Origin of the sequence: Diaphorobacter nitroreducens (assembly GCF_002214645.1) — a bacterium.
Taxonomy (GTDB): Bacteria; Pseudomonadota; Gammaproteobacteria; order Burkholderiales; family Burkholderiaceae_C; genus Diaphorobacter; species Diaphorobacter nitroreducens.
In genome coordinates, this window is record NZ_CP016278.1 from 1178570 (window position 1) to 1190637 (window position 12068).

Consider the following 12068-nt stretch of genomic DNA (forward strand, 5'->3'; position numbering starts at 1 on the left):
AATTCCCGCCAGGTTGCCACACCACAGCTGGCCGTCGCGGTGCCAGACTCGTGTTTGCCGTGGCCTTCACTTTCACATAACGAAAGCGCTGCCAAATTACGGAATGCGGGATTCGAAAAAGCGGGCATCGCTTGCCGTTTTTCAGTTCGCTCCCGCATAAAGCGAAGGTGCCCGAACGCCCCGTTTGCGCTTGTGCACTGCACAAAATGAAGTGTCTGGACGGCATTGCGAGAAGTGAACGACCGTGCGATTCCTGTGCGACGGCCTGAATACAATCGGTCACCACACAGGGCCATCGCTCCCCAGGCCGGCACCCTGCCTTTTTCCACTATCGAAGCAGAAGAGACACCCATGACGAACGACGAAATTCTGAGCACCTACGGTCCCCGGGAAGCCATGGAATATGACGTGGTGATCGTCGGCGGCGGCCCCGGCGGGCTTGCCACCGCCATCCGCCTGAAGCAACTGGCGGCCGAGAAGGGCCAGGACGTTTCCGTCGTCGTGCTCGAAAAGGGCTCCGAGCCGGGCGCGCACATCCTGTCCGGCGCCATCATGGACCCGAAGGCATTGACCGAACTGATCCCCGACTGGAAGGCCAAGGGCGCGCCGCTGAACCAGCCCGTGACCGACGACGCCATGGTGTTCCTGGGCGAGAAGTCCTCCCTGCGCACGCCCAATTTCCTGCTGCCGCAGTGCTTTCAGAACCACGGCAATTACATCGTCAGCCTGGGCAACGTGGTGCGCTGGCTGGCTGAACAGGCGGAAGGCCTGGGCGTGGAGATTTTCCCCGGCTTTGCCGCCGCTGAAGTGCTCTACAACGAAGACGGCTCTGTCAAGGGCGTGGCCACCGGCAACATGGGGGTGGGCAAGGACGGCGAGCCCACGAGCGAATTCCAGCTGGGCATGGAATTGCATGCCAAGTACACCATCTTTGCCGAGGGTGCGCGTGGTCACCTGGGCAAGCAGGTCATCGCCCGCTACAAGCTGGACGCGGAGAGCGACCCCCAGACCTACGGCATCGGCATCAAGGAGTTGTGGGAGATCGACCCCCAGCGCCACCAGCCCGGCTTCGTGCTGCACACCGCCGGTTGGCCCATGGACAACAGCACCTACGGTGGCGCCTTCCTCTACCACCTGGAGGACAACAAGGTCACGCTGGGCTTCATCACCGGCCTGGACTACAGCAACCCCTACCTGAGTCCGTTCGAGGAATTCCAGCGCTGGAAGACCCACCCCAACATCCGCTGGTACCTGGAGGGCGACGAGGCCAAGGGCATCAAGCCCGCCAAGCGCCTGGGCTACGGCGCACGCGCCATCACGGCCGGCGGCCTGATGAGCCTGCCCAAGTTCGTCTTCCCGGGCGGCGCGCTGGTGGGCTGCGAGGCGGGCTTCCTGAACGTGAGCCGCATCAAGGGCAGCCATGCCGCCATCAAGACCGGCATGCTGGCCGCCGAGGCGGCATATGACGCCATTCAAAATGGCCGCCAGCATGATGAGCTCTCGGCCTATCCCAAGGCCTTCGAGGGCAGCTGGCTCTACACCGAACTGAACAAGGCACGTAACTTCAAGGCCTGGTTCAAGAAGGGCCTGGTCACGGCCACGGTGATGAACGGCATCGAGCAGTTCGTGCTCAAGGGCCACATTCCATGGACGCTGCACCGCGACAAGCCTGACCACGCTTACCTGAAGCCCGCGGCCGAGTGCAAGCCCATCGTGTATCCCAAGCCGGACGGCAAGCTGACCTTCGACCGCCTGTCCAGCGTGTTCATCAGCAACACCAACCACGCCGAGGACCAGCCCGCGCATCTGACGCTCAAGGACGCCAGCGTGCCGGTGAATGTGAACCTGGCCAAGTACGCCGGCCCCGAGGCGCGCTACTGCCCGGCCGGCGTGTATGAGTTCGTGCCGGACGAAGCCAAGGGCGGCAGCGCACAACGCCTGCAGATCAACGCCCAGAACTGCGTGCACTGCAAGACCTGCGACATCAAGGACCCGACGCAGAACATCGTCTGGGTCACACCGGAAGGCGGCGGCGGTCCGAACTATTCGGGCATGTAACCAAGGGGTTGCTGCGCAATGCTATATTTTTAATAGCTGTTAGCGCTTGACTGAAAAGCCGTAGAGGCACTTTTGACCCCAAAGTGCCGCAGCGCCCGTTCCGTCCATGGACGGCAGGCAAACGGTAGACTCCCCACAAGGCCGCGCGTGGTTCCTGCGCCGGCCTGGTATTACAAACACAGGAAAACACCGCACGTTCAATTGGAGAGTGAACCGTTATGAAGAGTTTGTCTTGGGCGCCCCTGGGCGCTATCGCCCTGGCCGCAGCCGCCCTCGCGCCCGTGGCGCATGCGCAGCAAAAGTCCGTTGCCGTGACCGCCATCGTGGAGCACCCCGCCCTGGACTCGATCCGCGACGGCGTGAAGGCCCAGTTGCAGGCCGCCGGCTTTGAAGAGGGCAAAAACCTCAAGTGGCAATACCAGAGCGCCCAGGGCAACACGGGCACCGCCGCGCAGATCGCGCGCAAGTTCGTGGGTGACAAGCCCGACGCCATCGTCGCCATCGCCACGCCCTCTGCCCAGGCCGTAGTGGCTGCCACCAAGACCGTGCCTGTGGTGTTCTCTGCCGTGACGGATCCCGTGGCCGCCAAGCTGGTGAAGAACTGGGAACCCTCCAAGACCAACGTGACCGGCGTGTCCGACATGCTGGCGCTGGACAAGCAGATGGACCTGGTCAAGCAGGTCGTGCCCGGCGCCAAGCGCGTGGGCATGGTCTACAACCCGGGCGAGGCCAACTCCGTCGTCGTGGTCAAGGAACTCAAGCAACTGTTGCCCAAGATGGGCATGACGCTGGTGGAGGCTTCTGCCCCGCGCTCGGTGGATGTGAGCAGCGCCGCGCGCAGCCTGGTGGGCAAAGTGGACGTGATCTACACCAACACCGACAACAACGTCGTCTCGGCCTACGAGTCGCTGGTGAAGGTCGGCCAGGAGGCCAAGGTGCCGCTGGTGGCATCCGACACGGACAGCGTCAAGCGCGGCGCCATCGCCGCCCTGGGCATCAACTACCGCGACCTGGGCGAACAGACCGGCCGCATGGTGGTGCGCCTGCTCAAGGGCGAAAAGCCCGGCGACATCAAGCCCGAAGTCAGCACGAAGATGGAACTGTTCGTGAACCCCGGCGCCGCCGAGAAGCAGGGCGTGAAGCTCTCCGACGCGCTGGTGAAATCCGCCACGCAAGTGGTCCAATAAACCTTCGCGCCAAGGCCGGGCCGCCGCGGCAGCCCGGGCCACTGGCACCCCACGCAGGAGCCATGGCGCCATGGCTCCTGCTTTGTTTTCTATCCGCCACTGTCCATGTCACTCTTTTCCCTGCTGGGTGCCGTCGAGATCGGCCTGATCTTCAGCCTGGTCGCGCTGGGCGTCTTCATCTCGTTCCGGCTGCTGCGCTTTCCCGACCTGACGGTGGACGGCAGCTTCCCGCTGGGCGGCGCGGTCTGCGCCATCCTCATTTCCACCGGCCATAACCCCTACGTGGCCACGGTGGCCGCCACCGCGGCGGGGGCTGTTGCCGGCCTGGTCACGGGCTGGCTGAACGTGCGCCTGAAGATCATGGACCTGCTGGCGTCCATTCTGATGATGATCGCGCTGTATTCCATCAACCTGCGCATCATGGGCGGCCCCAACGTGCCGCTGATCAACGACGAGACGCTGTTCACCTTGCTCCAGCCGCCGGGCCTGGACGACTACTGGTCGCGCCCGATGATCCTGCTGGTGATCGTGATCGCGGCCAAGCTGTTCATGGACTGGTTCTTCGCCACCGAGCGCGGCCTGGCCATCCGAGCCACCGGCTCCAACGCGCGCATGGCCCGCGCGCAGGGCATCAACACCGGCGCCATGGTGCTGCTGGGCATGGCCGTATCCAACGCGCTGGTGGCACTGGCGGGCGCGCTGTTCGCGCAGACGCAGGGCGGCTCGGACATTTCCATGGGCATCGGCACCATCGTCATCGGCCTGGCCGCCGTGATCGTGGGCGAGAGCATCCTGCCCTCGCGCCGCCTGGTGCTGGCCACGCTGGCCGTGATCATCGGCGCCATCGTGTACCGCTTCTTCATCGCGCTGGCGCTCAACAGCGACTTCATCGGCCTGAAGGCGCAGGACCTCAACCTGGTGACTGCCGTGCTGGTCACCATCGCACTCGTGATTCCGCAGCTCAAGCGCAAGCTGGCCGCACGCGGCCGCTGAAAGGAAGGCTCTCTCCATGCTGAGCGCACAAGACCTCTTCATCACCTTCAACCCCGGCACGCCCATCGAAACGCGCGCGCTGCGCGGCATGTCGTTGGACATCCCGGCGGGTCAGTTCGTCACCGTCATCGGCTCCAACGGGGCAGGCAAATCCACCTTCCTGAATGCCATCTCGGGCGACCTGTCGGTGGACACCGGCCGCATCGCCATCGACAACCAGGACGTGACGCGCCAGCCCGTGTGGGAGCGCGCCCGCCGCGTGGCGCGCGTGTTCCAGGACCCTATGGCCGGCACCTGCGAAGATCTCACCATCGAGGAGAACATGGCCCTGGCCCAGCAGCGCGGCACGCGTCGCGGCCTGCGCGGCGCCGTCAAGCAGTCTGAACGCGCCATGTTTCGCGAACGTCTGGCCACGCTGGGCCTGGGCCTGGAGAATCGCCTCACCGACCGCATCGGTCTGCTGTCGGGCGGCCAGCGCCAGGCCGTGAGCCTGCTCATGGCGGCATTGCAGCCCTCGCGCATCCTGCTGCTGGACGAGCACACCGCCGCGCTGGACCCACGCACGGCCGATTTCGTGCTGCAGCTCACGGCCCGCATCGTGGCCGAGAACCAGCTCACCACCATGATGGTCACGCACAGCATGCGCCAGGCGCTGGACGTAGGCCAGCGCACCGTCATGCTGCATCAGGGGCAGGTAGTGCTGGACGTCTCGGGCGACGAGCGCGCGCGTATGGACGTGCCCGACCTGCTGCAGATGTTCGAGAAGGTGCGCGGCGAGAAGCTGGCCGACGACGCGCTGCTGCTCGACTGATGCTTCTCTATTAATAGCTACTGGCGCGTTTCAGGAAAGCGCTAGAGGGCAATTTCGCTTCAAATACGGGAAGCGTGCGCCGCGCGGTAGTCAGCGCTTCGCGCGGAGATTTTTGGGCGAAAAGCCGTAGAGCCGGCGAAAGGCGGTGGAGAAATTCGCAGGGCTGCGGTAGCCCGCCAAGTCCGCCGCCTGCGCCACGGTGATGCCCTGTGCCGTGATGGCATCGGCCGCCCTGCGCAAGCGGCCTTCGCGCAAGTGTTCGAAGATGGGCTTGCCGAATGCCTGGCGGAACTGCGTTTGCAGGGTGCTGGCGTTGCAGCCCATGTGCCGCGCGATTGCGCCCATGGTGAGGGAGTCAGCGGCGCCGCTGTCGAGCCAGTCGCGCAGATGGCATGCCCGCTGGTACGCGGTTGGCCGCAATCCGGCTGCCTCGCATGCGGCGGCGGAATTGGCGGGCGCGACCCACTGCGCCAGCGCCTCGATGACCAGTTCGAGCGTCAGGCACTCCTGCTGCAACCCGCTGAGCGGCCCGTCCTGCAACTGGCCCTCTGCCAACAACTGCTCGGCAACGTACACCGCCCTGGGCGAAGGCGCCCACGCCGTCATGGACAGGTGGGGCAGCGCGTTCAGGTGGCCCAGCCCCGCCTTGTCCAGCCATTGCGGCGTCAGCGTGAGAACCAGCATGCGCTCGCGCGACGGCGCGCGGCAGCGGTGCTCGTACGGCGCCGGCCCGCGCAGTGCCACCACGGCCGCCCGGGCCCCCCGCCTGGGGGCACCGCCACCGGCAGGGCCAGGGGGCCGATGCGCAGCCTGCCGCCGCCCTGCAGCTTGAACACGATCTTGATCCCGCTCTTGGTCAGCGGGAAGCGGCTGGTCAAGCCACGCAGGTACGCGATGTCCGTGCGGTGCAGGAAGAACCCGGCGCGCAGTTCGGCCAGGGACAGCGTGCCGTTGAACACGGAACCGCCGACGGCCTGCTCGGGCCCGCTCAGAGCCCCACCGTGCGCCAGCCGGTCCAGCAGCAGGGCCGTCATTTCCCCCGCCTGGGGCTCGGCCTGCCGGCGATTCACGATCGAGGCAAAGGTTTTTGTCGCGGCAAACATATTCCCTGTCAGCGCAAAAGAAGAAGAACGGAGCTGTCCCGATACTACACGCCAGTTGATAACCATTCTCAATCTCAGCGGTCTCGCCACACCTACCAGGCGCTCCCTCTTCCATGTTCGTGAAACACCCTTGCCCCTACCCCTTGCTTCTGGCCCTGCCCGGCCTGTTCTCGGCCTCACTCGCGCTGGCGCAGGAGCCCACACTCGCCACTGTCAGCGTGCAGGAAAAACTCGTGTCCGACGTGACCACCACCGTCACCAGCGAAGCTGTGCAGACCCACGCGGCGCGCAGCCTGGGTGAGATGCTGCGCGACGAGCCCGCCGTGTCGGTGGGTGGCGGTGCGGCCATCGCACAAAAACTCTACATCCGGGGCGTGGAGGATTCCATGCTCAACACCACGCTGGACGGCGCGGCGCAGAGCGGCCGGGCGTTCCACCACCAGTCCCGCCTGCTGATCGACCCGGAACTCATCCACAGCGTGGAGATTGACCGCGGAGCCACACCCGCGAGTGCCGGGCCGGGGGCGCTGGCAGGCTCCATCCGCATGACCACCAAGGATGGCCGGCAGCTTCTGCGCGACGGCCAGACCTTTGGCGCCAGCGTGCGCGGCGGCGTGGCATCCAACGACGGGCACCGCTGGGGCGCGGCGCTGTACGGCCTGGCGGGCGAGAGCGTGGACTTTCTGGTGTCCGCCAACCGTGACGACAACGATGATTACCAGGCGGGCGACGGCACCCGGCAGACGCACAGCGGCTCCAAGCAAAGCAGCGGGCTGGGCAAGCTCAACTGGCGCATCGCCCCCGGCCACCGCCTCACGCTGGGCTATCAGGCCGTGCAGGACGAGGGTTCGCGCTACCTGCGCCCCAACTTCTGGCAGGGCCAGGGAAATTCGCTCATGCCCCAGAAGACCACGCGTGACACGCTCACCGTCACCTACCGCTATGACGGCACGCGCACCCTTCCGGCCATGGAGTTAGGACTGTTCTCCGACACGATGAAGGTCACGCGCATCACGACGGCCGCGCAGCCGCAGTTCAACAAGCCGCTGGGTCATCAGTTCGGCGAAGAGATCGCCTCCAGCGGGCTGAACCTGAAAGCCGCCACCCGCGTGGCGGACGCCACCGTGCGCTACGGACTGAACATCCATCGCTTCGAGATGAACGCCGTCCATGCCCGCCCGCCCGCCGCATCCACCAGCAACGGGCGCGAAGAAAGCAGCGTGAAGGGACTGTTCGCCGAAGGCAGCATCCCACTGGGCGACCAGTTCCTCCTGGGGGCGGGCGCGCGCTACGACTGGTACGGCTACACCGACAACCACGCGCAGCGTATCTCCAGCCGCGGCTTGAGCCCCAACATGTCTCTGACCTGGATGGCGACCGACGCGCTGAGCGTGCGCGCGTCCGCAGGCACCGCCCTGCGCGGCGCGGGACTCAAGGAGGCGTTCTATGTGGACAACACCCGCTGGCGGAACGACCCCGGACTGCAGCCAGAAAAGGCCCGCAACGTCGAGCTGGGCGTGAACTACAACGAGGGCCCGTGGAGCGCTAAAGCCACCGTGTTCCGCCAGCAGATCCGCAACTTCATCTCCACCACCACCGGCGCAACCTGGGCCGTGGCCAACGTAGGTACGATGAAGTCCTCAGGCTACGAGGTCGGTGTGGCATGGAATCGCAGCGTGTGGCGCAGCGGTCTTGCTGTGGCCAGCGCCAAGCCCCAGCTCAACGGCTACGACCTGGGCGACGAGGCCTACGGGCTGGGCGTGTCCACCGGCCGCAGTTGGAACCTGAACCTGGGCTACCGCATCCCCACGTGGAACCTGGACCTGGAATGGTTTGGGCGCTTCGTGGAATCCAAGACCTCGACCGAATATCTGATTTCCGAAAGCCGCACCGCCACCAAGCACAAGCCCGGCTTTGGCGTGCACGACGTCTACGTCAACTGGCTGCCCTACGGCAACGACCGCTTGCGCGTGACCTTCGGCGCGCGCAACCTGCTCAACAAGTTCTACTACGACCAGGGTAGCTACGCCTACTACGTGAGTACCGCTGGCGCCATCAGTGGCCGGGGCTTCGCCGAGCCGGGCCGCAACGTACGCCTGGACGTGACGTGGAAGTTCTGACGGCCAATCGCCGCGAGAAGTGTTAACCCGGGAACAGGGGCAGGTCCGCCTTCTTGAGCGTGCGCAACACGAAGCTCGAGCGGCTGTGGCGTATACCCTTGATCCTGTAAAGCTTCTCGCGCAGCAGGCGCTCGTAGTCGCGCGTGTCTTTGACCACCACGCGCAGCAGGTAATCGTAGTCGCCAGAGACCAGGTGCGCCTCCACCACTTCCGGGATACTGGCAAGCATCTCGCCGAACTTTTCCAGCGTGTTGTCCGAATGGCTGTCCAGCGTCACCTGCACCAGCACCGTGTCGCCCAGGTCCAGCGCCAGCGGGTTCAGGCGCACGGTATAGCCTTCGATCACGCCGGCCTCCTCCATCTTCTTGATGCGGCCCCAGCACGGCGAGGGGCTCAGGCCGACGGCGGCGCCGATCTCTTGCAGGCTGGCGCGTGCATTGCCTTGCAGGACGGAGAGAATTTTTCTGTCTAGGCGATCCATGTGCTGCATTATTCGTGAAACCTAGATACTGCAGAAAATTTTTCTTCAATGTAGGTTTTTATAGAGAAATTCAGCAAATTCATCCACAACCCGCGGCGCATACTTCTTCTCCATCAAGGCGCTCTTACCGGGGCGCACGACATTGACGAGACCCCGCCCGGTTACCGCTGGGCGGGGACTTGGCAAGACGGGCCAGGACTGCCCTCCTCAAGTCCCCGCGCAAACCCCTATGACCTGCGTCATGTTGCATTGCCATAATTTTTCGGCAGCACCCGCAGATTCACAGGAGACAACATGCAGCTGACCAAACTTGCGCTGGGCCTGGGCTTGGCACTGGGCATGGCCGCAACGGCCTTGGCACAAACCACAATGCGCATCAGCATCTCGACGGCGCAGAACTCCCACCAGGGCGTCGCCATCGACACGTTTGCCAAGGAGGTCGAGAAGCGCACCGGCGGGCGCTACAAGGTGCAGACCTTCTACAACGGCGCGCTGGGCGGCGAGCGCGAATCCATCGAGGCGGTGCAGCTAGGCACACAGGAGTTGGCCTTCAGCTCCACCGGTCCGGTGCCCAACTTCGTGCCCGAGACCAAGATCCTGGACGTGCCCTTCCTGTTCCGTGACAAGGCCCACGCACGCGCCGTGCTCGACGGCCCGATCGGCCAGGACCTGCTGACCAAGTTCGATGCCAAGGGCTTCAAGGCGCTGGCCTGGGCGGAGAATGGCTTTCGCCACATGACCAACAGCAAGCGCGACGTGAAGACGCCTGAGGACTTGAAGGGCCTGAAGATGCGCACCATGGAGAACCCGGTGCACATCGCCGCGTACAAGGGCTTCGGCATCATCACCACGCCCATGGCCTTCCCCGAAGTGTTCACCGCCCTGCAACAAGGCACGGTGGACGGCCAGGAAAACCCCCTGCCCGTGATCATCTCGGCCAAGTTCGACCAGGTACAAAAACACCTCTCGCTCACCGGCCACGTGTACTCCCCCTGCATCTTCGTGATGAACAAGGCGGTGTTCGACAAGCTCTCCCCTGCGGACAAGCAGGCCTTCATCGACGCCGCCAAGGAAGGCACCAAGGCTAACCGCGCCCGCGTGGACGAGGACGACGCCAAGGGCGTGGCCGACCTGCGCGCCAAGGGCATGACGGTGATCGACGATCTGGACAAGTCCAAGTTTGTCGCCGCGCTCGCGCCCGTGAACGCGCAGTTCGAGAAAGAGTTCGGCAAGGCCAACCTCGACAAGATCCGCAACTACAAGTGACGCTCACTTTTCAGTAGCTGCTACCGCCCGTGGATCATGCGCCACGGGCGTTTTTATTCATATTTTCGTGAGTGCGCATGAAAACCTTCTTCCTCTCCTGCGAGCGCTGGAGCACCGCCGTCGCCATGTGGGGCGCCTGCGCCATGCTGGCGCTGGCCTCGGCGCTCGGCATGTTCCAGATCCTGATGCGTTTCGTTTTCGAAGAGCCGGCCGAGTGGACCGAGGTGCTGATCCGCTTCAGCCTGATCTGGATGGTGTTTCTGGCGATTCCCATGGCATTCCGGCAGGGCGCCATGGTCAGCGTCGACGTGCTCTACCGCTGGAGCCCGCGCCCGCTGCGCCGCGTGCTGGACTGGGTGGTGTGCCTGGCAGCGCTGGCGCTCATCGCCGTGATCATCTGGTGGGGGTGGGACTACGCGCGCCGCGGCGGCGTGCAGTCGATGGCAGGGCTGGAGTCGGTTTCCATGTTCTGGGCCTATCTGGCCATGCCCGTGGGTGGGCTGTTCAGCATCCTCGGCATCGTGGGCAATCTGATCGACCCGCAGCGCCATGAACTGGAGACTGCCCAATGAGCACCGCGCAGAGCCACCTCAAGCAAGCGAGCGACCCCCTCGGGGGACGACGAGTACATGAAATGACGCGCGTGGAGGCCCTATGACCACGGTCATGATCTCCACCATGGTGCTGTGCTTCGCGCTCACCATCTCCGTGGCCGTCTCCATCGGGCTGGCCTCCATCCTGGGCATCCAGGTGGCGAACGCCAACATGCTGATCTCCGTGAAGGAGATGTTCGCCTCCATCAACAAGTTTCCGCTCGCAGCCATTCCGTTCTTCATCCTGGCGGGCAACCTCATGGAGACCGGCGGTATTTCGCGCCGGCTCGTGGAGTTTGCCAAGAGCATCGTGGGCGGCGTGCAGGGCGGCCTGCCCATGACCTGCGTGCTCACCTGCATGATCTTCGCGGCCGTCTCAGGGTCATCGGTGGCGACCACGTTCGCCATCGGCGCCATCCTGATTCCTGCGCTCATCAAGCATGGCTACCCCACCAGCTACGCGGCCGCGCTGCAAGCCACCAGTGCCGAGCTGGGTGTGATCATCCCGCCGTCCATCCCCATGATCCTGTACGGTGTGGCGGCCGAGGTGTCGATTGGCGAGCTGTTCATCGCCGGCTTCGGCCCCGGCATCCTCATCAGCGGTGCGCTGATGTTGTTCGTCTGGGCGTATTGCAAGTACAAGGGCTGGGGCAAGCATGACGGCGACGGGCGCATGCCCTTCGGCCGCGCGCTGCTGCAGGCGGGCTGGGCACTGCTGATGCCAGTCATCATCCTGGGCGGCATCTACGGCGGCGTGTTCACGCCCACCGAGGCCTCTGCCGTGGCCGTGTTCTACGCGCTGGTGGTGGGCATGCTGATCTACCGCGAGATCCGCGTCGCGGACCTGTTCGCCATCCTGCGCAAGTCGGCCATCTCGTCGGCGGTGATCATGTTCATCATTGCCAATGCGGGCCTGTTTGCCTTCCTCATCACGCGCGCTGGCGTGCCGGACGCCATCGGCCGCTGGCTGCAGGAGGTGCTGCAGTCGCCCGCGCTGTTCCTGCTGGGCGTGAATGCCGCGCTGTTCGTGATCGGCATGTTCATCGAGACCAGCGCCGCCATCATCGTGCTGGCGCCGATCCTGGCGCCGGTGGCCCAGCACTTCGGCGTGGACCCGGTGCACTTCGGGCTGATCATGGTGGTGAACCTGGCGCTCGGCATGATCACGCCGCCCTTTGGCGTGAACCTGTTCGCGGCATGCACGGTGGCGCGCATCTCCCTGGATCGTATCGTCGCCCACCTGTTGCCGTTCGTGGGCGTGGTCCTGCTGTGCCTCCTGGTCATCACCTACGTGCCATCGCTTTCACTGGCCCTGCGTGATCTCGTGTACGCAAAATAGATAGAATCCGTCCCGTCAGGAGAGAGTCCGCGCCCCCCAGGGCCGGGCCGCCGAAGGCGCAGGCAGCAGCCGAACGCTCAGGCAAAAGGACTGGCGACACGCCCGCAGGGATGCGGG

Annotated in this window: 11 protein-coding genes and 1 riboswitch; of the genes, 8 read left to right on the top strand and 3 right to left on the bottom strand. The window is 64.8% G+C overall.

The features are described from left to right. The first annotated feature begins 351 nt into the window (after positions 1 to 351). From BA022_RS05505 to BA022_RS05520, 4 genes are all read left to right on the top strand, one after another. Entirely contained in the window at positions 352 to 2058 is a 1707-nt protein-coding gene (locus tag BA022_RS05505; RefSeq protein ID WP_088886816.1) for an electron transfer flavoprotein-ubiquinone oxidoreductase, read from the top strand. A 218-nt stretch (positions 2059 to 2276) separates the two neighbouring features. Next, the gene (locus tag BA022_RS05510) at positions 2277 to 3245 is read left to right on the top strand and encodes an ABC transporter substrate-binding protein (protein ID WP_088886817.1); all 969 of its coding nucleotides are present in this window, start codon (positions 2277 to 2279) and stop codon (positions 3243 to 3245) included. A gap of 105 nt (positions 3246 to 3350) precedes the next feature. Further along, the gene (locus BA022_RS05515) at positions 3351 to 4238 is read left to right on the top strand and encodes an ABC transporter permease (RefSeq protein ID WP_015913285.1); all 888 of its coding nucleotides are present in this window, start codon (positions 3351 to 3353) and stop codon (positions 4236 to 4238) included. Between the two features lie 16 nt (positions 4239 to 4254). Next, a complete protein-coding gene (locus BA022_RS05520; RefSeq protein ID WP_088886818.1) occupies positions 4255 to 5049 on the top strand; it encodes an ABC transporter ATP-binding protein in 795 nt (264 codons plus the stop codon). 90 nt (positions 5050 to 5139) lie between these two features. Here the strand turns inward: BA022_RS05520 and BA022_RS19445 are convergent, their stop codons facing one another. Both BA022_RS19445 and BA022_RS19450 read right to left on the bottom strand, forming a co-directional pair. Continuing rightward, on the bottom strand, positions 5140 to 5733 hold the full coding sequence (locus BA022_RS19445) for a helix-turn-helix transcriptional regulator (RefSeq protein WP_228403717.1): 594 nt from the start codon (positions 5731 to 5733) through the stop codon (positions 5140 to 5142). Then, on the bottom strand, positions 5715 to 6152 hold the full coding sequence (locus BA022_RS19450; RefSeq protein WP_228403719.1) for a hypothetical protein: 438 nt from the start codon (positions 6150 to 6152) through the stop codon (positions 5715 to 5717). The genes BA022_RS19445 and BA022_RS19450 overlap by 19 nt, the downstream gene beginning before the upstream one ends. Positions 6153 to 6265: 113 nt before the next feature. Between BA022_RS19450 and BA022_RS05530 the strand changes: the two genes are divergently transcribed. Further along, entirely contained in the window at positions 6266 to 8272 is a 2007-nt protein-coding gene (locus BA022_RS05530; RefSeq protein ID WP_088886819.1) for a TonB-dependent receptor domain-containing protein, read from the top strand. Positions 8273 to 8294: 22 nt separating this feature from the next. Here BA022_RS05530 and BA022_RS05535 read toward each other — a convergent pair whose 3' ends face one another. Then, positions 8295 to 8753: an Lrp/AsnC family transcriptional regulator gene (locus BA022_RS05535; protein WP_041836275.1), complete on the bottom strand. Its 459-nt coding sequence runs from the start codon at positions 8751 to 8753 to the stop codon at positions 8295 to 8297. A gap of 294 nt (positions 8754 to 9047) precedes the next feature. On the opposite strand from BA022_RS05535, the gene BA022_RS05540 reads away from it, so the two are divergent. The 3 genes from BA022_RS05540 (at position 9048) to BA022_RS05550 (ending at position 11951) form a co-directional block, all read left to right on the top strand. Next, positions 9048 to 10019, top strand: a complete 972-nt coding sequence (locus BA022_RS05540) for a TRAP transporter substrate-binding protein (RefSeq protein ID WP_088886820.1) — start codon at positions 9048 to 9050, stop codon at positions 10017 to 10019. A 77-nt stretch (positions 10020 to 10096) separates the two neighbouring features. Continuing rightward, positions 10097 to 10591, top strand: a complete 495-nt coding sequence (locus tag BA022_RS05545; RefSeq protein ID WP_015913282.1) for a TRAP transporter small permease — start codon at positions 10097 to 10099, stop codon at positions 10589 to 10591. Between the two features lie 82 nt (positions 10592 to 10673). Continuing rightward, positions 10674 to 11951: a TRAP transporter large permease gene (locus tag BA022_RS05550; protein ID WP_015913281.1), complete on the top strand. Its 1278-nt coding sequence runs from the start codon at positions 10674 to 10676 to the stop codon at positions 11949 to 11951. A gap of 6 nt (positions 11952 to 11957) precedes the next feature. After that, a riboswitch (glycine riboswitch) is annotated at positions 11958 to 12050 on the top strand. The last annotated feature ends 18 nt before the right edge of the window (positions 12051 to 12068 follow it).